Origin of the sequence: Pseudomonas botevensis, assembly GCF_019145475.1 — a bacterium.
In the GTDB taxonomy this organism is placed as follows: Bacteria; Pseudomonadota; Gammaproteobacteria; order Pseudomonadales; family Pseudomonadaceae; genus Aquipseudomonas; species Aquipseudomonas botevensis.
The window spans coordinates 221,243-238,852 of sequence record NZ_JAHTKI010000002.1; the positions used below are offsets into that span (position 1 = coordinate 221,243).

Below are 17,610 nucleotides of genomic sequence, written 5' to 3' on the forward strand. Positions count from 1 at the left end.
GAAAGCGTCATGGCAGGAACGATATATCCCTGCCATGGTTCAGGTCATTGGCGCGTCAGTTTCGCCAGTGCGCCTTCGGCCAGTTGCCGGGTCAATTCGGCGCTGCCGAGCTCTTTGCCCAGCGTAAATGCCTGGCCTGCCCACAAATTGCTGAAGTCCGCTTCGCCCTTGGCCCGCAACGGCATCAAGGCGCCACCGGCCAGCGGGAAGGCCGGAGCCTTGTCCGATATCGGACCCAGTTCGCGCATCACCCGGTTGAGAATCCCCCGCGCCGGTCGCCCGGTGAATAGGTTGGTGACCGCTGTCTCGCTTTCCTTGGCGGTACGCAGCGCCTTGTGGTGAGAGGCGCTGACCTTGGCTTCCGGCGTGAACAGATACGCCGTGCCGACTTGCACCGCCGACGCCCCCAGCATGAACGCCGCTGCCACACCCCGGGCATCGGCGATCGCCCCGGCCGCGATCACCGGCACGCTCACCGCATCGACCACTTGTGGCACCAGGGCGAACGTACCGACCTGGCTGCTCAGGTCATTGCTGAGAAACATCCCGCGATGGCCACCGGCCTCATAACCCATGGCGATAATTGCATCGCAACCGTTCTGCTCCAGCCAGACGGCCTCATCGACGGTGGTCGCCGAAGACAGGATTTTCGCGCCAGTGGCCTTGACCCGGTCCAGCAGGGACTTTTCCGGCAGGCCGAAATGGAAGCTCACCACTTCGGGGCGAAATTCCTCCAGCACTTCACAGGCAGCGGCATCAAACGGTGCGCGGTTGGACACCGGCGTCGGCGCATCGAAATCGACACCCAGTTCGCGGTAATAAGGTTCCAGCAGGTTTTTCCAGTCACGCGCCCGTTGCTCGTCGGCGGCCGGCGGGGTGTGGCAGAAGAAATTGACGTTGAACGGTTTGGTCGTGCCCTGGCGAATGGTCTTCAGTTCCTCGCGCAACTGCTCGATGCTCAGCATTGCCGCCGGCATCGATCCGAGGCCACCGGCGTTGCACGTTGCGATCACCATCGACGAGTTGGTGGCACCGGCCATGGGGCCCTGGATGATCGGCAGTTCGATGCCGAACAGGTCAAGAATGCGGGTATCTGGCCATTGGCTCATGGAAAAGGTTCTCCGAAGGACAAATCAGGGCAGGGACGCTGGAGGCGGATTTTTTACCAGCAAAGCCGTGTGCAAGGCCAGTCGAGATTTGTAGCGCGGGCGGCACACATCAGCACGAACTCTGTGCGGATTGGCGGAAAGTCGGGTAGGGCAATGTGTTGCTTTGTGTTATTTCAATCCCACGACCAACTCAAATTCATTCCTGAGAGGCAGTCATGTTCAACGGCATTCTGATCGACAAAGACGACAACGGCTATCGCGCCAGCCTGCAGCAGATCACCGAAGAGCAACTGCCCGAAGGCGATGTGACTGTGCGAGTTGCCTACAGCACGCTGAATTTCAAGGATGGCCTGGCGATCACCGGCAGCAGTCCGGTGGTGCGCAAGTTTCCGATGGTGCCGGGGATCGATCTGGCGGGCACCGTCGAAGTCAGTTCGCACCCGGACTATCAGGCCGGCGATCAGGTGCTGCTCAATGGCTGGGGCGTGGGTGAGGGACATTGGGGTGGCCTGGCGCAGAAGGCGCGGTTAAACGGCGATTGGCTGATTCCGTTGCCCAAGGCATTCTCTCCTGCGCAAGCCATGGCCATCGGCACGGCGGGTTATACGGAGATGCTGTGCATCCTGGCGCTGGAGCGCAACGGCGTGACGCCACAGCAGGGCGAAGTGTTGGTCACTGGTGCCAACGGCGGGGTCGGCAGCTTTGCCATCGCGCTGCTGAGCAAGCTTGGTTACCGCGTGGTGGTGTCCACCGGCCGGGTTTCCGAGCATGAGTATCTGAAACAGTTGGGTGCCGACGAAATCATTGATCGTGCGACCCTGTCCGAGCCGGGCAAGCCGCTGGCGAAAGAACGCTGGGCCGGGGTGATCGACTCGGTTGGCAGCCACACGTTGGCCAATGCCTGCTCCAGCACCCGCGCCGAAGGCACGGTCGCGGCATGTGGTCTGGCCCAGGGCATGGATTTCCCGGCGTCGGTGGCGCCGTTCATTCTGCGGGGCGTGACCCTGGCCGGGATCAATAGCGTGACGCAGCCCAAGGCTCGGCGCCTCGAAGCATGGGAGCGTCTGGCCCGGGATCTGGACTTCGCCTTGCTGCCCCTCATCAGCCACGAAATAGGCCTTGGCGAAGCCCTCGACGCCGCGCCAAAACTGCTCGCCGGACAGTTGCGCGGCCGGGTTGTGGTGGATGTCAATCGCTGACACAGTAAGCGCCATTGCGGCTCTTTCGAGCCGCATCCGGCTTACAGGGAGTGGCGCTTTCGATGGACGTAAAACAACAGCATGTCGATCCATTCACGGTTTCGGGTTTGCGGGTGCTAACCACCAACGCGGCAGAGCACAACGCCGAAACGGCGAAAATTGGTCCGATGTGGGGGCGTTTTTTCGCTGAAGGTTTGGCGCAGGTCATTCCCGGCAAGCTGACCGAATCGCCGGTTTATGGCGTTTATTCGGCGTACGAATCGGATGCGTCGGGCGCGTTCGATGTGACGGCCGGTGTCGCAGTCACCGACCCCTCGACAGATTTCGAAACGATCCGCATCGAGAGCGGCGATTACCTGGTGTTCTCGGCGTCCGGGGCGATGCCTGACACGGTCATCAGTACCTGGGGTTACATCTGGAACCATTTTCAGATCAACCCGCAGCTCCAGCGGCGCTTCGCCACCGACTTCGAGGCCTATACCGGCCCCGAGTCGGTATCGATTTACATCGGCGTCCGTTAGGGCTGCGCTTCCCGCGTGAGCAGTTCACGCTTGCGCTCCACACCCCAGCGATAGCCCGACAGGTTGCCATCGCTGCGCACCACGCGGTGGCAGGGGATCGCCACCGCGAGGCTGTTGGCGCCACACGCCTGAGCCACCGCACGCACCGCTTTGGGCGAACCGATGCGTTGGGCAATGTCGGCGTAACTGGCGGTGCTGCCTGGCGGGATTTCCCGCAGCGCCTGCCAGACCCGCTCCTGAAACGCCGTGCCGCGGACATCCAGTGGCAGATCGAGGCCGATGGCCGGCGCTTCGATGAAGCCGACGACCTGGGCGATCAGTTGCTCGAAGTCACGGTCGGCACCGATCAGATTGGCCCGGCGAAATTGATCCTGCAGATCGCAGACCAATTGGTGCGGATCATCCCCCAGCAAAATCGCGCAGATCCCGCGCTCGCTTTGCGCCACCAGAATGGCCCCGAGCGAGCATTGGCCAACAGCGAAACGGATATCGTTGTTTTGCCCGGCGGCCCGGAAGTCGCCGGGCTTCATCCCCAGTACCTGGTCGGCGGCTTCATAGAAGCGGCTGTTGGAGTTGAAGCCGGCATCGTAGAGCGCATCCGTCACCGAGCCGCCGTCCGCAAGCCGCTGACGCACCCGGCGCGAGCGATGTGCGGCAGCGTAGCCTTTGGGGGTCAGGCCGGTCGCGGCTTTGAAAACGCGGTGGAAGTGGAAGGTGCTCAGGCCGGCGGTCTCGGCCAGGTCATTGAGCGCCGGCAGGGTTTCCGACGCCTCGATCTGCCGGCACGCCGCCGCAACCGTGGCGGCATGCTGTGCGGCGACCTCGCTCTGATCCTTGCTGGCCCGTTTGCTAGGACGGTATCCCGCGGCTTCGGCATCTTGCGCGGTGTCGAAGAATTCGACGTTCTGCGGTTTCGGCAAACGCGCCAGACTGCTCGGGCGGCAATACACGCCGGTGGTTTTTACCGCATAGACAAACTGGCCGTCCGCCTGCGGATCGCGCGCCACCACGGCAGCCCAGCGTGGATCGTTTTCAGTGTTCGGTGTGGTCGAAAGCGTTTTCATGATCGAGAGTCCGTTGGCCTGTAGGATTTCAGGTTAACCAGCGCTGCCTGACGTAACACTCCGGCCCTTGCGGTCAAACTTTGCGCGATTATCCAGCGGTGCGAAAGGTCAGGTTAAAACGTTGCTCGCCCAGCAGCCGATGCCGGCCGGGCTTGATCGGCAGCACGCCGTGATAGCGCAGGCGATCAACGCCGCCCCAGACCACCATGTCGCCGTGCAACAGGGCGATTCGCTGGCTCTTGTCGCTGCGGGCGAAACCGCCAAACAGAAACATCGCGGACAAGCCCAGCGACAGGGACACGATCGGCGCGGCGTAATCGCTTTCGTCCTTGTCCTGATGCAAAGACATCTTGGCACCGGGGGCGTAACGGTTGATCAGGCAGGAGTCTGGTATGAAACCGGCAAATCCTGCCTGCGTCGCTGCTGCCTGTGCCAGTTCGCGAAAGGCGTCGGGCATGGCAGGCCAGGGCTGGTTGCTGAGTGGGTCCACAGCCGAGTAGCGATAACCGCTGCGGTCGGTGATCCAGCCGAGTTCGCCGCAGCTGCTGGTGGCCACCGACATGCTGAAGCCGCCAGGCGTCATCATGTGGCGCAACGGCGCGATGGCAATAACCGATTCCAGTGCCGGCAGCAGCCGCTCGATATGGGGCAGGGCGAAACCGCGCAACACCCAGGATTGATCGCCGATCTGTTCCGCGCGTCGGGGCTGTTCGGATTCGCTGTCGGCAAACAGGTCGAAAGTGATTTGCATGGCGGTCATGAAGCGTCGTGAAAGATGATGCCCAGAGTATGCCGTTTTCCGCTGTGCAGGCGACTGACGCCGTGGCGCATGGTCACGCGATAATCACCGCGTACGCCCTGGACCGGGCGCTGGTTGACGGCGAAGATCAGCGCATCGCCTTGTCTCAGGTCCATGACCTGTGGGCGGGACTGCATTCTCGGGCGCTGCTCGGTCAGGACGAATTCGCCGCCACTGAAATCGCGACCCGGTTCTGACAGAAGTATCGCCACTTGCAGCGGAAACACGTGTTCGCCGTACAAGTCCTGATGCAGACAGTTGTAGTCCTCGGGTCCGTATTGCAGCAATAGCGGGGTGGGTCGCACTTGACCGGCGGCATGGCAACACTGCAGAAATTCGCTGTGAGTGACCGGAAAGCGTTCGGCCAGTCCCATCCGTTCATGCCAGCGGTTGGCGAGGGGAACAAGGCGGGGATACAGCGCCTCGCGCAGACGTTCGACCAGCGGCGGCAGCGGGTAGCGAAAGTATTTGTACTCGCCGCGACCGAATCCGTGGCGAGCCATGATCACCTGCGAACGGAACGGTTCGTTTTGCGTGTACAACGCGCTGATGCGTTCACAGCTTTCCGGGCGTAACAGCGTGCGGATGATGGCGCAGCCGTCCTGATCCAGTTGCTGTTCCAGCGCGTTCCAGTCGAGGCTATCCAGCGGGGCGTTGGGTGACTTCGGCATGCTGACTCCTTGATTCACATCGAGGCGATCAGTCTGGGCAGCCCGGCAGGTCGAAACACTCCGATGCTTGCGGTCGAATCAGGGTCGCCCGGGTCTTACAGGGCCTTGCTGACGCTGATGTCGCTGATTACGTCGTCGCCCTGGCCGTGCAGCGCGTCGAGCGCAGCCTTGGCTTCTTCCGCCGTGCCGTTTTCCAGTTGGGCGAACTCGAAACGGCGTTCACCATTGAGTTTGTACTTGATGACGTATTTGGTCGTTTGAGCCACGGTCATGCTTACCTGATTGGTTGATTGGGGGATTCAGCTGAGTTTCGAGCTGGAGCGGCGGATGATCTTGATCGAGTGAGTCAGGTTCGGCTTGCGCGTTACGCTGATGGCGCGGCGGCTGACGGTATCGATGGTGATGTTCCAGAAGCCGGTGCTCGGAGCGGTGATGCGCGCCGGGAACTTGTCGAACGCGCCACCGTGATAGGTGTGGCGTCCGCCGTTCTTGAAGCTGCGGAAGTTGGCGTCGTTCATCAGACGAATGTTGCAGGTTTGCGAGCATTGGATGACGACGATGTCGTCTTCATTGAGGTGTTCGCGCTGGTGAATGAATTTCATGGGCGCCTCCAGAAGGGCTTTTTCTACAAAATCAAAACGATAGCAGGATAGATCGGCGCAGTTTATCAGCCCGGACGGGTTATTATCTGGCCGTCGGGCGCTGCTTTGACAATTTAAAACGGTTATTCGCGATTTGAAGCGGGTTAAATGCGGTAAGCCTCGGAGAAAAACGGCATTCGTGCTGTCGGAGGGTCTTTATTGGAGATTTTGTATGAAATGGGGTGTGGTGTGTCTGTCGGCGGTGTTGGCATTGGGTGGTTGCGCGAGCGTTGCGGAAATCAATGAAACGCTGCCGACCATGATCGTCATTTCCGGCAAGAAACCCCATGAGTATGCGCAGTGCCTGGTCGAAAAACTGGCAGACAGTCGCGGCGCCCTGCAAGTGGAGCCGCACAAGGACGGCATGCGCGTCATCGTGCCAGGCAAGCTTTCCTCCGGACCGGCAGCGGTATTCGATATCGACGATCGTTCCGGCGGCAGCAGCATCAAGTTGCATGAGCGCATTTCCAACGTGCCTTTGCGTCCACGGGATGTGCGCAACGCTGCCACGGTTTGCATATCCGGCTGATAAACTGTCGCCAATCGGCACCGATGCCGTCCAGGTCTGGCCTGGGCGGCATTGTCATTTCTGGAGGGACGCATGAAGCGCGAGCACGTACGGGAGAGGCACGCAGAGGGCCTTATTTCTGCCACCCATGTGATCCAGAACCCGGCGAATCCGGGGGAGTGGATCGTATTTTTCAAGAAGAGCGCCGGGCGCAGCTATTTCTTGGTGGACGACAACGATGAAGTCGAGTCTTTCGCCCGGCTGGACGACCTGATTGAAGTCGTGCGCGGACTGGGGATCAAGTTCGCCGAAATCCACATGTAAAAGCTATTTGCAGACCACCACCACGCTGCGGTTCTTGTAGTTGCCCACGTCGACGCCCAGGGTCTTGTCGCTTTCGGCCGGGGCCGGCGTACCGTCGGTGCCGACGATGCGATAGCCGGTGCCTGCGCAGGAGGCGTCAGCCTTTTCGTAACAGGAGGCCCAGGAATTGGCCTCGCCGGAACAGTCAATGCTCAGGCCCTGTTCGCCATTATTGAGGTAGGTCGTTTGCGAAGTGGCGCAACCGCCAGTCAGGGCCAGTAGCGCAATCAGTGGGAGGATGCGGGTGTTCATGGCGATATCGTCTTCGAAAGGAGAGGGTCAGACGCTATGACAGCGCCGGCAGGAAAAGGTTATAGCGATTGGCCACATCTCTGTGCGCAGAGACAAAAAAAGCCCTGCGCAATGCAGGGCTCTTGTCCATCGCAGGTCGATCAGTCCCGATCTTTACCGCGACGCTTGGGAGCAGCAGGCGTGTCCTCGAACACCGAAGCGACTTCAACTGCCATCGCTTCGCTCGGGAATGGCCCGGCAATGTGCTCGCCATTGGCGGCGCTGATGTGCCACTGGCCGTCCTTCGCCTTGTCGACCACGTACCCGTTGATGATTTTTGCTGCGGCCATCTACTTGCCTCGTTGGCTGGTTCAAAGGCGCCATGATACCGGCAAACGCACGCGGCGGCTGCCGATAGTCGCGGGCAGGGTAGTTTGTTGGTGGCTTTGAGCTACTCTGTTTTCGCGCGCTCGAAGCGTCGATGGAACTATCGGCGAGAATATTTCTCTATGTTGGCATCGGTTAGCCAGTGCGGGGCATTGTAAGGTGCACGCCGCCTGATTAGACTGCGCCGAAACTCGTACACACAGCCCTTTCAAGGACTTATATGATCAAGAAATGCTTGTTCCCAGCAGCCGGTTACGGTACTCGCTTCCTGCCAGCGACTAAAGCCATGCCCAAGGAAATGCTGCCGGTGGTAAACAAGCCACTGATCCAGTACGGCGTTGAAGAAGCACTGGACGCGGGTCTGAACGAAATCTCCATCGTGACCGGTCGCGGCAAGCGCGCTCTGGAAGACCACTTCGACATCAGCTACGAGCTGGAAAACCAGATCAAGGGCACCGACAAAGAGAAATACCTGGTCGGTATCCGCAAACTGCTGGACGAGTGCTCGTTCTCCTACACCCGTCAGACCGAAATGAAGGGCCTTGGCCACGCGATCCTGACCGGCCGCCCGCTGATTGGCGACGAGCCTTTCGCCGTGGTTCTGGCGGACGACCTGTGCGTCAACCTGGAAGGCGACGGCGTGCTGACCCAGATGGTCAAACTGTACGAACAGTACCGCTGCACCATCGTTGCGATTCAGGAAGTCGATCCGAACGAAACCAACAAGTACGGCGTGATCGCCGGCGAGTTGATCGCTGATGACCTGTACCGCGTACGCAACATGGTCGAGAAACCAGCGCCGGAAGATGCTCCGTCGAACCTGGCGATTATCGGTCGCTACATCCTGACGCCGGATATTTTCAAACTGATCGAGCAAACCGAACCGGGCAAGGGTGGCGAGATCCAGATCACCGACGCCCTGATGAAGCAGGCCAAGAACGGTTGCGTGATTGCCTACAAGTTCAAGGGCAAGCGTTTCGACTGCGGTGGCGCCGAAGGCTACATCGAAGCAACCAACTTCTGTTTCGAGAACTTCTACAAGACTGGCAAGGCTTACTGATAGCGCTTGATCTGTCTGCTTTAAACAGGCTTTTTCGCACGCTGTATGAAAATACGCGTGCGATACCGCCAATAAGCGCCCCGACTTGTTCGGGGCGTTTTTTTTGGAGCGGAGCGTTCGCAACATGCACTTTTACAGGGCGATGTGCCTGGCGTCCTGCATCACTCGGGGGCGGGGATATCAACTTCGTTGTTCTGGTGTTTCGAAGGAGAGGCCTTGTTCTTGCGAGTTCGAAGCGTGGTGAGGTCTCAATTCTGCTGATTGGCACATAGCCTGCAACGGTTCGCATCAGTCACGCAGCCCTCGGTCAACGATGATCAGGCGGCAGCATCGGTGGATCAGGCATAGGCGTCTGGTTTCAACACCGCAAAGAACAGGCAAAGACGCCTGAAACCGAAAGGTTTCAGGCGTCTTTTTTTTTTGGACATTCGAAAGGTGACCGGTTGTAGGCCACTTGCTCAATCCCGGATTAAACCAGGCTCCGACGGAGCCCATGATCCATAGCGCACAGTGTTGGAGGCTCGCATGAAAACAGCTGCACAGTTGCTGAGATTGAAGGTCGCGCAAAACCAGCGGGTACATAGCATCGCGCCAGACCAGATGGTGCTTGAAGCGTTGAAGCTGATGTCTGAAAAGAATGTGGGAGCCTTGCCGGTCATAGAAAACGGGCAGGTGGTCGGCGTCATCAGTGAGCGGGATTATGCGCGTAAGATCGTTCTTCAAGGGCGCTCTTCGGTGGGTACGCCTGTCCGGGCCATTATGAGCGCGCCAGTGGTGACGGCTGACAGTCAGCAGAGCATCGAGCGTTGCATGGCGGTCATGACCGACAGTCATTTGCGTCATCTGCCGGTGGTAGAGGGGGATCAGTTGATTGGCCTGTTATCGATTGGTGATCTGGTTAAAGAAGCCATTGTCGAGCAGGCCAACCTGATCCAGCAGTTGGAGCACTATATTCGTGGGCACTGAAACTGCCGGCGAACGCTGATCAGCGCTGTAAGGGGGTATGACGTTTTCCGATTTTCTGTCTGTCCGGCGCCTGCATGGGTGGTTTTTTCATTTTCCGCCCTTATATGGATGGCAGTGCTTGCTCAAAGGATGGCTGCGGGTATTCTGATGTCCCGCCGAGGAGATAGAAATGGATTACGATTTTGACCTGTATGTGATTGGCGCCGGTTCCGGCGGTGTGCGGGCTGCGCGTTTTGCCGCCGGTTTTGGCGCGAAAGTGGCAGTGGCCGAGAGCCGCTATCTGGGCGGCACCTGCGTCAACGTCGGCTGCGTACCGAAGAAGTTGCTGGTATACGGTGCGCATTTCGCCGAAGACTTCGAACAAGCGTCCGGGTTCGGCTGGAACCTGGGCGAAGCTGATTTCGATTGGGCGACGCTGATCGCCAACAAGGACCGCGAGATCAATCGCCTGAACGGCATTTATCGCAATCTGCTGGTCAATAGCGGTGTGACCCTGCATGAAGCGCACGCCAAAATCGTTGGCCCGCATGAAGTCGAGGTCAATGGTGAGCGATTCACCGCGAAAAACATCCTGATCGCTACCGGTGGCTGGCCGCAGATTCCGGAAATTCCCGGGCACGAACACGCCATCAGTTCCAACCAGGCATTCTTCCTGAAAGAGCTGCCCAAGCGTGTGCTGGTGGTTGGCGGCGGTTATATCGCGGTCGAGTTCGCCGGGATCTTCCATGGCCTTGGTGCCGATACCACGTTGCTGTATCGCGGCGACCTGTTCCTGCGCGGTTTCGACGGTTCGGTGCGCAAGCATTTGCAGGAAGAGCTGACCAAGCGCGGCATGGATCTGCAATTCAACGCCGATATTGCCCGGATCGACAAGCAGGCTGACGGCAGCCTTAAGGCCGCCCTCAAGGACGGTCGCGTGCTTGAAGCTGATTGCATCTTCTACGCCACAGGGCGGCGGCCGATGCTGGACAATCTGGGGCTGGAAAACACTGACGTTCAACTGGATGACAAAGGTTTCATCAAGGTCGATGAGCAGTATCAGACCAGTGAGCCTTCAATCCTCGCGCTGGGCGATGTCATCGGTCGCGTGCAGTTGACGCCGGTTGCGCTGGCTGAGGGCATGGCTGTCGCCAGACGTCTGTTTAAGCCTGAGCAATATCGCCCGGTGGATTACAAAATGATCCCTACGGCGGTGTTCAGCTTGCCAAACATCGGCACCGTCGGCCTGACTGAAGAAGAGGCACGCCGGGCGGGCCACGACGTGGTGATCTACGAAAGCCGCTTCCGTCCGATGAAGCTGACCCTGACCGAGTGTCAGGAGCGCACGCTGATGAAACTGGTGGTCGATGGCAAGACCGACAAGGTTCTGGGTTGCCACATGGTCGGGCCGGATGCCGGCGAGATCGTGCAGGGCCTGGCCATCGCCTTGAAGGCCGGCGCGACCAAGCGTGACTTCGACGACACGATCGGGGTTCACCCGACGGCCGCCGAAGAATTTGTCACCATGCGTACGCCGGTCGGCGCTTAAGCGTCTTTCTTCCCTGCTGCGTCTGGCGCTGCCGTCACGGTAGCGTTCAGGCGCAAGCTGTCTTGCAGGCTGGCCTGAACCTGGGTCAGCTCTTTTTCCAATGATTGATTGAGCTGCGTCTGCTCGTCGACGTTTTGCTTCAGTGTCTGGCTTTCCAGCAGGGAGACGCGCAAGCGTTCCTGGAGGAGGGTGCGTTCGCTGTCGACGCGGGTGGCTTGTTCCAGCAGTTGATCCTGACGCTGGTTGCTGTGCTTGAGTTGATCCTGCAACAGGGTCAGCTCACGCAGTGTGCCGCGATTCTCGGTCAGCAGGCGTTCGTTGTCGCGGTGTAGCTGAGTGATTTCGTCCTGGCGGACCAGTGCGTTTTGCTGGGCCTGACGCAACTCCATCTGCAATTGCTGCACTTGTCCTTCGTGACGGCTTTGTTCCTGCTCGCGCTGTTCCTTGATTGCATTGCGGTAATGCTCAAGCGCGTCACGGGCGTGCAAGTGCTTCTCTTCCAGCGAGCGAATCTGCTCGTCCTTGTCCTGCAGGCGCAATTCGAAATCTGCCAGCGCCTGGTTCAGACCGGCGTTGCGGGTCTGTTCGGTTTGCAGCATCGAACGGGTTTCGCCCAGCGCTTCTGACTCCTTCGCCAGTGCCGCGCCTTGAATCTCGTGCTGCTGCTCAAGTTGCGCGTGGGCTTGGCGGAGTTGCTGCAACTCGGTTTCAAGGGTCTGACGTTGCTGCTCGAATTCCTCGCGAGCCTGTTCGATCGGCTCCTTCGCCTGTTCTTTCAAGCGCTGGGCGAGGCGGCTGACGAGGGCCAGAAGCTCGTCATCGATGGGTTCTACCGATGGATCGGCCGGTTCGCTGCCGTCATCGAGCTCCTTCAGATAGCGATGAATCGTGGTTTTCGATCCGGTATTGCCCAGTTCGATGCGTACGGCATCGATGCTGGGGTGTTCTCCTCGGGCGAGAATCGCCGAGCGCGCTATCTGAACCACTGCTTTATTAACGCCGCCACGGGCCATGATCAATCCTACCGTTACGTACTGTGGTACATGCCACTAAAGTATGCAGTGTACCATGCTGAGTAAGAAGTTAAATGCTTGATATCCATGATGCGGGATATACTCGTATTACCCAATGTGAGGCGCTGAAAATCACTCTTCCAGCGCCTTATCAGTACAGCCGTGAGAAAACAGCCCATGAGCGATCTGGATCGCTATCTGCAAGCCGCAACCCGCGACAACACTCGCCGCAGTTACCGCGCGGCCATCGAGCACTTTGAAATCAAGTGGGGTGGTTTCCTGCCGGCCACCGCTGACAGCGTTGCGCGTTATCTGGTGGCGCACGCCGGAGTGCTGTCGATCAACACGCTGAAGTTGCGATTGTCAGCGTTGGCGCAATGGCACAACAGCCAAGGCTTCGTCGATCCGACCAAAGCACCAGTGGTGCGCCAGGCACTGAAGGGGATTCGCGCCCTGCACCCCGCCCAGGAAAAACAGGCCGAACCTCTGCAATTGCGCGATCTCGAGCGAGTTGTCGACTGGCTTGAGCACGAAATGCAAACCGCCAGAGCCGAGCAGGATCAGGCTTCGTTGCTCAAGGCCAGCCGCGATCGGGCGTTGATCCTGTTGGGTTTCTGGCGCGGCTTTCGCAGCGATGAGCTTTGCCGTCTGCAGATCGAGCACGTGCAGGCACACGCCGGCAGCGGCATTACTCTGTATTTGCCGCGCAGCAAGGGAGATCGGGAAAACCTCGGTCAGACCTACCAGGCCCCGGCGCTGCTGCGTCTGTGTCCGGTGCAGGCGTATATCCAGTGGATCAGCGACGCGGCGCTGGTGCGTGGCCCGGTGTTTCGCGGCATCGACCGCTGGGGCAACCTGGGCGAGGAGGGGCTGCATGCCAACAGCGTGATTCCGTTACTGCGCCAGGCACTGGAGCGCGCGGGTGTCGCCGCCGAGCGTTACACCAGCCACTCGTTGCGACGCGGGTTCGCCACTTGGGCGCATCAAAGTGGCTGGGACCTCAAGTCGCTGATGAATTACGTGGGCTGGAAGGATATGAAATCCGCCATGCGCTATGTTGAAGCAGCCCCTTTCCACGGGATGGCCCGGATTACGGATAAGCCGCCGTCGCCGTAGATAACGTTTTCTTCTATTAATACAGTCAGCTAATAGCGAAAACAAATCAGCAGCATCAGGTTTGCCAATGAGCCATCCGTCGAGTGAGTGGGTAGGATTCACCCATCGAATTCACAACCCTGACGGAGAGTCACAATGCCTATCATCAACAGCCAAGTTAAACCGTTCAAAGCTACCGCCTTCAAAAACGGCGACTTCGTACAAGTCTCGGACGCTGACCTGAAAGGCAAATGGTCCGTGGTGTTCTTCTACCCGGCCGACTTCACCTTCGTTTGCCCAACCGAGCTGGAAGACCTGGCTGACAACTACGCTGCGTTCCAGAAACTGGGCGTAGAGATCTACAGCGTTTCCACCGACACCCACTTTGCCCACGCTGCCTGGCACAACACTTCGCCAGCCATCGGCAAAATCGAATACACCATGATCGGCGACCCGACCCACGTCATCTCCCGCAACTTCGACGTGCTGATCGAAGAAGCTGGCCTGGCTGACCGTGGCACCTTCGTGATCAACCCTGAAGGCCAGATCAAAATCGTTGAACTGAACGATGGCGGCGTTGGCCGTGACGCTTCCGAGCTGCTGCGCAAGATCAAGGCTGCTCAGTACGTTGCTGCTCACCCAGGCGAAGTTTGCCCAGCCAAGTGGAAAGAAGGCGAGGCCACTCTGGCTCCGTCCCTGGACCTGGTCGGCAAGATCTAAGTCTGTGATACGCAACGCAGGGCGGAACTCCGCACCTACTTAAGTAAGCTGCACCGCCCAATAAAACGCCCGGGCGAGATTCGCTCGGGCGTTTTTTTTCGCCTCAAATATATTCTGGAGATCGCCCGTATGTTGGACGCCAATCTTAAAGCCCAGTTGAAATCGTACCTGGAACGGGTCACCCAACCGATCGAGATCGTTGCTTCGCTCGACGACGGTGCGAAATCCCGGGAAATGCTCGACCTGCTGAAAGACGTTGCCAGTCTTTCCAGCCAGATTACCCTGATCGACAGCGGCAACGATGCACGCAAACCGTCGTTCTCGATCAACCGCCCCGGTGCCGATATCAGCCTGCGTTTCGCCGGCATCCCGATGGGCCACGAATTCACTTCGCTGGTGCTGGCCTTGCTGCAAGTCGGCGGCCACCCTTCGAAGGCCAGTGTCGAAGTGATTGAACAGATTCGCTCGCTCAAGGGCGAGTTCACCTTCGAGACTTACTTCTCGCTGTCTTGCCAGAACTGCCCGGACGTCGTCCAGGCGCTGAACCTGATGGCGGTGCTGAACCCGAACATCCGCCACGTCGCCATCGACGGCGCGTTGTTCCAGGACGAAGTCAACGATCGCAAGATCATGGCCGTGCCAAGCATCTACCTCAATGGTGAGAACTTCGGTCAGGGCCGCATGGGTCTGGAAGAAATCCTCGCCAAGCTCGACACCGGCGCCATCGAGCGTCAGGCCGAGAAAATCAGCGCCAAGCAAGCCTTTGACGTGCTGGTGGTCGGCGGTGGCCCGGCCGGTGCTTCGGCGGCGATCTATGCCGCTCGCAAAGGCATCCGCACCGGTGTCGCGGCCGAACGCTTCGGCGGTCAGGTGCTGGACACCATGGCCATCGAGAACTTCATTTCCGTGCAGGAAACCGAAGGCCCGAAACTGGCGGTGGCTCTGGAAGAACACGTCAAGCAATACGACGTCGACATCATGAACCTGCAACGCGCCGACAAGCTGATTCCTGGCAAGAATGGCGAATTGCATGAAGTTCACTTCGCCAGCGGCGCGACCCTCAAGGCCAAGAGCGTGATTCTGGCGACGGGTGCACGGTGGCGTGAAATGAATGTGCCGGGTGAGCAGGAATACCGCAACAAAGGCGTTGCGTACTGCCCGCACTGCGATGGCCCGCTGTTCAAAGGCAAGCGTGTGGCGGTGATCGGCGGCGGTAACTCCGGCGTTGAAGCGGCCATCGACCTGGCCGGTATCGTCTCCCACGTGACGCTGCTGGAGTTCGACGTGCAACTGCGCGCTGACGCGGTACTGCAACGCAAGCTGCACAGCCTGCCGAATGTCACGGTGATCACCAGTGCGCAAACCACTGAAGTGACTGGCGAGGGGCAAAAGGTCAACGGTCTGCGCTACAAGGATCGTCAGACTGACGAACTGCGTAACGTGGAACTGGAGGGGATCTTCGTACAGATTGGCCTGCTGCCCAACACCGACTGGCTCAAAGGCACCGTCGAACTGTCGCCGCGTGGCGAGATCATTGTCGATAACCGTGGCGAAACTTCGGTGCCGGGTATCTTCGCTGCCGGCGACGTGACCACCGTGCCGTACAAGCAGATCGTGATTGCAGTGGGCGAGGGCGCGAAGGCTTCCCTCAGCGCGTTCGATCACCTGATCCGCACTTCGGCTCCGGCGTAAACGTCAGTCGCTGAAACGAAAAAACCCATGAGCGATCATGGGTTTTTGCGTTATGCGTCAGATTCTGACCTCATTCCTGCCTCTACCGAGGGAGGAGGGGGCTTTCAGCCTTTACAGCGGCGCCGGCTGGATAATCTCAACCCAGTAGCCATCCGGGTCCTTGATGAACGCCAGGCTCTTCATCCGCCCATCGGTCAGGCGCTTCTGGAAATCGCAGCCCAGCTCTTCAAAACGCGCGCAGGCCGCAACGATGTCCGGCACCGAGATGCAGATGTGGCCAAAACCACGCGGGTCGGTGTTGCCATTGTGGTAAGCGAAGTCGGCATCGTTTTCGGTGCCGTGGTTGTGGGTCAGTTCCAGGATGCCGGGAATCGACTTCATCCATTCGGTGCGGGCGGCGGCGTCGGCCGGGATCTGCGCCTTGTCGACCAGCGCCAGGAAGTACAGGCTGAATTCGGCTTCCGGGAAGTCGCGTTTTTCCACCAGGGAGAAACCGAGGACGCGGGTATAGAAGTCCAGCGACCGGGTGATGTCTTTGACGCGCAGCATGGTGTGGTTGAAGACAAAGTTGCGGGTTGCGCTGTCCGGGCTGGCAGTAACGCCGGGGAAAGTGTTCAGTTCTTGCAGGCTCATGAGCCCTCCGTAACAAATGGGGCGAGTGAATGGGCGCAATGATACGCATGCCTGTCGGCATCGCCAAACCGAAAGCGCAGGCTTGCCCTGTGTGCGGGCGAGGCTCAGACTTCACGCCTCAATTCGCGAGTGCCTCTGGTAATGATCCGACCGTTCAAATCGCTGTTCGTTTTCTTCGGCTTGACCCTGATGGCTACCGCAGCGGTAGCCCAGGAACCTGCAATCACCTGGCCGGCCGGTTGGCAGGTTGAAGCATTGTCCGACGCAAGCCCTGAGGTTTCTCGTCAGCGTGCGGTGAAAAATGATGCGGACGGCAACCAGGTGATGGTGATGGAGTTGACCATGACCCATGTGGAAAGCGGTCATCAAGTCAACTTGCAGGGCGTTCTGCTGGAGATGCGCAAGTCTGTGCAGAAGGATTTTTTCCAGGGCGGTTATCAGAGTGTCTGCAACAGGGTACATCCCTCTACGCTTGGCTCGTTGGCGGCACTGGAAACCACTTGCACCATTACTGAAAATGGCCGACATGTGCTGTCGCAAACATTGGTGGCGGCGGTTGAGGCGGACAAGGCTTACGTTCTTTCGTATGCCGGCCAGGCTGAGGTCTACAAGGCCAGCGAAGACGAAATAGCGGCGGCGAGAAACAGTCTGAAACTTTAATCCTGTGTCGGGTGAGCCGGCAGCTTTTAGATGCCCGAAGGAATTAACCACAAAGTTTAACAATGGACGAAATTTGCAACATGTCGCACCGCCCATTTAGCGAACAAGCGATGCGCACCGGTCAAGAATCCCAACTTGTTCGGCAAAATTCGTTGCAATTGTTAGATATTGTCAAAAAAAAGCCCTGCATGTGCAGGGCTTCTTTATGTGGCCTTGAAATCAGCCACGCAGCCAGGAATCAACAGTGGCAGCGCCGTATTGTTCCTTCCAGGCCTTCAGGCCGCGATGGTTGCCGCCCTTGGTCTCGATCAGTTCGCCGGTGTGCGGGTTCTGATAAACCTTGACCACCCGCGCGCGACGGGTTTTAGGCGCTGCAGACAGCGATACGCCGGACTTGGTCGAACCCGGATCGAGAATGGCGATGATGTCTTTCAGGCCTTTGCCGTAGGTTTTCATCAGCCCCTGGAGCTTTTCTTCGAATTCGATTTCTTTCTTGAGCCCGGCATCGTTCTTCAGCGATTCCAGCTGCTTGAGCTGTTCCTGAAGGGCCTTTTCAGCGGCACGAAATTCAGCGAGTCTGGACAATATCTTTACTCCAATAGTGTGATTGGCTGATCCCAACCGCAAACAAAGCTATAAGCAAAAAGCCTTGAAGCGACTCGGTGATAATGGCTCACCTGCCAATCTTGCAACAGGTACGAAAAATTGTAGTAGTTAATGAGCCAAGAGTAAATCCTGACTTTTTCTTCA

The 17,610-nt window shown here is 58.8% G+C and carries 22 protein-coding genes; 11 read left to right on the forward strand and 11 right to left on the reverse strand.

Annotation, left to right across the window (positions count from 1 at the left end; all coding sequences use genetic code 11):
• Nucleotides 1–44 precede the first annotated feature (44 nt).
• Entirely contained in the window at nucleotides 45–1,109 is a 1,065-nt protein-coding gene (locus KVQ74_RS04635; RefSeq protein WP_217829814.1) for an NAD(P)H-dependent flavin oxidoreductase, read from the reverse strand.
• 215 nt (nucleotides 1,110–1,324) lie between these two features.
• Between KVQ74_RS04635 and acuI the strand changes: the two genes are divergently transcribed.
• Together acuI and KVQ74_RS04645 are read left to right on the forward strand one after the other, a co-directional pair.
• Complete coding sequence (gene acuI, locus KVQ74_RS04640; protein WP_217829815.1) at nucleotides 1,325–2,308, forward strand: acrylyl-CoA reductase (NADPH); 984 nt, start codon at nucleotides 1,325–1,327, stop codon at nucleotides 2,306–2,308.
• A 62-nt stretch (nucleotides 2,309–2,370) separates the two neighbouring features.
• Nucleotides 2,371–2,829, forward strand: coding sequence for a GyrI-like domain-containing protein (locus KVQ74_RS04645; protein ID WP_217829816.1), 459 nt, complete (start codon nucleotides 2,371–2,373; stop codon nucleotides 2,827–2,829).
• Here KVQ74_RS04645 and ada read toward each other — a convergent pair.
• From ada to KVQ74_RS04670, 5 genes are all read right to left on the reverse strand, one after another.
• The gene (gene ada / locus KVQ74_RS04650) at nucleotides 2,826–3,893 is read right to left on the reverse strand and encodes a bifunctional DNA-binding transcriptional regulator/O6-methylguanine-DNA methyltransferase Ada (RefSeq protein ID WP_217829817.1); all 1,068 of its coding nucleotides are present in this window, start codon (nucleotides 3,891–3,893) and stop codon (nucleotides 2,826–2,828) included. The two genes, KVQ74_RS04645 and ada, sit on opposite strands and share 4 nt — an antisense overlap.
• Nucleotides 3,894–3,981: 88 nt before the next feature.
• Nucleotides 3,982–4,653, reverse strand: a complete 672-nt coding sequence (gene alkB, locus KVQ74_RS04655) for a DNA oxidative demethylase AlkB (protein WP_404822652.1) — start codon at nucleotides 4,651–4,653, stop codon at nucleotides 3,982–3,984.
• The gene (locus KVQ74_RS04660; protein ID WP_217829818.1) at nucleotides 4,650–5,363 is read right to left on the reverse strand and encodes a 2OG-Fe(II) oxygenase; all 714 of its coding nucleotides are present in this window, start codon (nucleotides 5,361–5,363) and stop codon (nucleotides 4,650–4,652) included. Before KVQ74_RS04660 ends, alkB begins: the two co-directional genes overlap by 4 nt.
• 95 nt (nucleotides 5,364–5,458) lie before the next feature.
• Nucleotides 5,459–5,635, reverse strand: a complete 177-nt coding sequence (locus tag KVQ74_RS04665; protein ID WP_217829819.1) for a hypothetical protein — start codon at nucleotides 5,633–5,635, stop codon at nucleotides 5,459–5,461.
• Nucleotides 5,636–5,662: 27 nt separating this feature from the next.
• Entirely contained in the window at nucleotides 5,663–5,965 is a 303-nt protein-coding gene (locus KVQ74_RS04670) for a DUF1883 domain-containing protein (RefSeq protein ID WP_065260500.1), read from the reverse strand.
• Nucleotides 5,966–6,176: 211 nt separating this feature from the next.
• On the opposite strand from KVQ74_RS04670, the gene KVQ74_RS04675 reads away from it, so the two are divergent.
• Together KVQ74_RS04675 and KVQ74_RS04680 are read left to right on the forward strand one after the other, a co-directional pair.
• Nucleotides 6,177–6,533: a hypothetical protein gene (locus KVQ74_RS04675; protein WP_217829820.1), complete on the forward strand. Its 357-nt coding sequence runs from the start codon at nucleotides 6,177–6,179 to the stop codon at nucleotides 6,531–6,533.
• Nucleotides 6,534–6,605: 72 nt separating this feature from the next.
• A complete protein-coding gene (locus tag KVQ74_RS04680) occupies nucleotides 6,606–6,836 on the forward strand; it encodes a hypothetical protein (RefSeq protein ID WP_217829821.1) in 231 nt (76 codons plus the stop codon).
• A 3-nt stretch (nucleotides 6,837–6,839) separates the two neighbouring features.
• Here KVQ74_RS04680 and KVQ74_RS04685 read toward each other — a convergent pair whose 3' ends face one another.
• Nucleotides 6,840–7,127, reverse strand: coding sequence for a hypothetical protein (locus KVQ74_RS04685; RefSeq protein WP_217829822.1), 288 nt, complete (start codon nucleotides 7,125–7,127; stop codon nucleotides 6,840–6,842).
• A 140-nt stretch (nucleotides 7,128–7,267) separates the two neighbouring features.
• Nucleotides 7,268–7,456, reverse strand: a complete 189-nt coding sequence (locus KVQ74_RS04690) for a hypothetical protein (protein WP_217829823.1) — start codon at nucleotides 7,454–7,456, stop codon at nucleotides 7,268–7,270.
• Between the two features lie 257 nt (nucleotides 7,457–7,713).
• Here KVQ74_RS04690 and galU point away from each other — a divergent pair, with 257 nt between their 5' ends.
• The 3 genes from galU to gorA all read left to right on the forward strand — a co-directional run bounded on the left by galU (nucleotide 7,714) and on the right by gorA (nucleotide 11,047).
• Nucleotides 7,714–8,553, forward strand: coding sequence for a UTP--glucose-1-phosphate uridylyltransferase GalU (gene galU, locus KVQ74_RS04695; protein WP_217829824.1), 840 nt, complete (start codon nucleotides 7,714–7,716; stop codon nucleotides 8,551–8,553).
• A 525-nt stretch (nucleotides 8,554–9,078) separates the two neighbouring features.
• Entirely contained in the window at nucleotides 9,079–9,519 is a 441-nt protein-coding gene (locus KVQ74_RS04700) for a CBS domain-containing protein (protein WP_217829825.1), read from the forward strand.
• A 169-nt stretch (nucleotides 9,520–9,688) separates the two neighbouring features.
• On the forward strand, nucleotides 9,689–11,047 hold the full coding sequence (gene gorA, locus KVQ74_RS04705) for a glutathione-disulfide reductase (RefSeq protein WP_217829826.1): 1,359 nt from the start codon (nucleotides 9,689–9,691) through the stop codon (nucleotides 11,045–11,047).
• Here gorA and KVQ74_RS04710 read toward each other — a convergent pair.
• On the reverse strand, nucleotides 11,044–12,060 hold the full coding sequence (locus KVQ74_RS04710; RefSeq protein WP_217829827.1) for a DNA-binding protein: 1,017 nt from the start codon (nucleotides 12,058–12,060) through the stop codon (nucleotides 11,044–11,046). The genes gorA and KVQ74_RS04710 overlap by 4 nt on opposite strands.
• A 177-nt stretch (nucleotides 12,061–12,237) precedes the next feature.
• On the opposite strand from KVQ74_RS04710, the gene KVQ74_RS04715 reads away from it, so the two are divergent.
• The 3 genes from KVQ74_RS04715 (at nucleotide 12,238) to ahpF (ending at nucleotide 15,567) form a co-directional block, all read left to right on the forward strand.
• Nucleotides 12,238–13,176, forward strand: coding sequence for a site-specific integrase (locus tag KVQ74_RS04715; protein WP_217829828.1), 939 nt, complete (start codon nucleotides 12,238–12,240; stop codon nucleotides 13,174–13,176).
• A gap of 135 nt (nucleotides 13,177–13,311) precedes the next feature.
• Nucleotides 13,312–13,875 carry an alkyl hydroperoxide reductase subunit C gene (gene ahpC, locus KVQ74_RS04720; protein WP_003224621.1) on the forward strand — a complete coding sequence of 188 codons (564 nt, stop codon included), beginning with the start codon at nucleotides 13,312–13,314 and terminating at the stop codon, nucleotides 13,873–13,875.
• 129 nt (nucleotides 13,876–14,004) lie between these two features.
• Complete coding sequence (gene ahpF / locus KVQ74_RS04725; RefSeq protein WP_217829829.1) at nucleotides 14,005–15,567, forward strand: alkyl hydroperoxide reductase subunit F; 1,563 nt, start codon at nucleotides 14,005–14,007, stop codon at nucleotides 15,565–15,567.
• Nucleotides 15,568–15,678: 111 nt separating this feature from the next.
• Here the strand turns inward: ahpF and gloA are convergent, their stop codons facing one another.
• The gene (gloA, locus tag KVQ74_RS04730; protein WP_217829830.1) at nucleotides 15,679–16,200 is read right to left on the reverse strand and encodes a lactoylglutathione lyase; all 522 of its coding nucleotides are present in this window, start codon (nucleotides 16,198–16,200) and stop codon (nucleotides 15,679–15,681) included.
• A gap of 141 nt (nucleotides 16,201–16,341) precedes the next feature.
• On the opposite strand from gloA, the gene KVQ74_RS04735 reads away from it, so the two are divergent.
• The gene (locus KVQ74_RS04735; RefSeq protein ID WP_217829831.1) at nucleotides 16,342–16,860 is read left to right on the forward strand and encodes a DUF4946 domain-containing protein; all 519 of its coding nucleotides are present in this window, start codon (nucleotides 16,342–16,344) and stop codon (nucleotides 16,858–16,860) included.
• 219 nt (nucleotides 16,861–17,079) lie between these two features.
• Here the strand turns inward: KVQ74_RS04735 and KVQ74_RS04740 are convergent, their stop codons facing one another.
• The gene (locus KVQ74_RS04740; RefSeq protein ID WP_217829832.1) at nucleotides 17,080–17,445 is read right to left on the reverse strand and encodes a histone-like nucleoid-structuring protein, MvaT/MvaU family; all 366 of its coding nucleotides are present in this window, start codon (nucleotides 17,443–17,445) and stop codon (nucleotides 17,080–17,082) included.
• Between the last annotated feature and the right edge of the window lie 165 nt (nucleotides 17,446–17,610).

Excerpts from the sequence above, each read along its gene's own strand:
- KVQ74_RS04645 (WP_217829816.1), top strand. The coding sequence starts at position 2,371 with ATGGACGTAAAACAACAGCATGTCGATCCATTCACGGTTTCGGGTTTG.
- KVQ74_RS04710 (WP_217829827.1), bottom strand. The coding sequence starts at position 12,060 with ATGGCCCGTGGCGGCGTTAATAAAGCAGTGGTTCAGATAGCGCGCTCG.
- KVQ74_RS04680 (WP_217829821.1), top strand. The coding sequence starts at position 6,606 with ATGAAGCGCGAGCACGTACGGGAGAGGCACGCAGAGGGCCTTATTTCT.
- KVQ74_RS04665 (WP_217829819.1), bottom strand. The coding sequence starts at position 5,635 with ATGACCGTGGCTCAAACGACCAAATACGTCATCAAGTACAAACTCAAT.
- KVQ74_RS04660 (WP_217829818.1), bottom strand. The coding sequence starts at position 5,363 with ATGCCGAAGTCACCCAACGCCCCGCTGGATAGCCTCGACTGGAACGCG.
- KVQ74_RS04685 (WP_217829822.1), bottom strand. The coding sequence starts at position 7,127 with ATGAACACCCGCATCCTCCCACTGATTGCGCTACTGGCCCTGACTGGC.
- KVQ74_RS04635 (WP_217829814.1), bottom strand. The coding sequence starts at position 1,109 with ATGAGCCAATGGCCAGATACCCGCATTCTTGACCTGTTCGGCATCGAA.
- ada (WP_217829817.1), bottom strand. The coding sequence starts at position 3,893 with ATGAAAACGCTTTCGACCACACCGAACACTGAAAACGATCCACGCTGG.
- alkB (WP_404822652.1), bottom strand. The coding sequence starts at position 4,653 with ATGACCGCCATGCAAATCACTTTCGACCTGTTTGCCGACAGCGAATCC.
- KVQ74_RS04690 (WP_217829823.1), bottom strand. The coding sequence starts at position 7,456 with ATGGCCGCAGCAAAAATCATCAACGGGTACGTGGTCGACAAGGCGAAG.
- KVQ74_RS04675 (WP_217829820.1), top strand. The coding sequence starts at position 6,177 with ATGAAATGGGGTGTGGTGTGTCTGTCGGCGGTGTTGGCATTGGGTGGT.
- KVQ74_RS04735 (WP_217829831.1), top strand. The coding sequence starts at position 16,342 with ATGATCCGACCGTTCAAATCGCTGTTCGTTTTCTTCGGCTTGACCCTG.
- galU (WP_217829824.1), top strand. The coding sequence starts at position 7,714 with ATGATCAAGAAATGCTTGTTCCCAGCAGCCGGTTACGGTACTCGCTTC.
- KVQ74_RS04670 (WP_065260500.1), bottom strand. The coding sequence starts at position 5,965 with ATGAAATTCATTCACCAGCGCGAACACCTCAATGAAGACGACATCGTC.
- KVQ74_RS04700 (WP_217829825.1), top strand. The coding sequence starts at position 9,079 with ATGAAAACAGCTGCACAGTTGCTGAGATTGAAGGTCGCGCAAAACCAG.
- gloA (WP_217829830.1), bottom strand. The coding sequence starts at position 16,200 with ATGAGCCTGCAAGAACTGAACACTTTCCCCGGCGTTACTGCCAGCCCG.
- ahpC (WP_003224621.1), top strand. The coding sequence starts at position 13,312 with ATGCCTATCATCAACAGCCAAGTTAAACCGTTCAAAGCTACCGCCTTC.
- ahpF (WP_217829829.1), top strand. The coding sequence starts at position 14,005 with ATGTTGGACGCCAATCTTAAAGCCCAGTTGAAATCGTACCTGGAACGG.
- acuI (WP_217829815.1), top strand. The coding sequence starts at position 1,325 with ATGTTCAACGGCATTCTGATCGACAAAGACGACAACGGCTATCGCGCC.
- KVQ74_RS04715 (WP_217829828.1), top strand. The coding sequence starts at position 12,238 with ATGAGCGATCTGGATCGCTATCTGCAAGCCGCAACCCGCGACAACACT.
- gorA (WP_217829826.1), top strand. The coding sequence starts at position 9,689 with ATGGATTACGATTTTGACCTGTATGTGATTGGCGCCGGTTCCGGCGGT.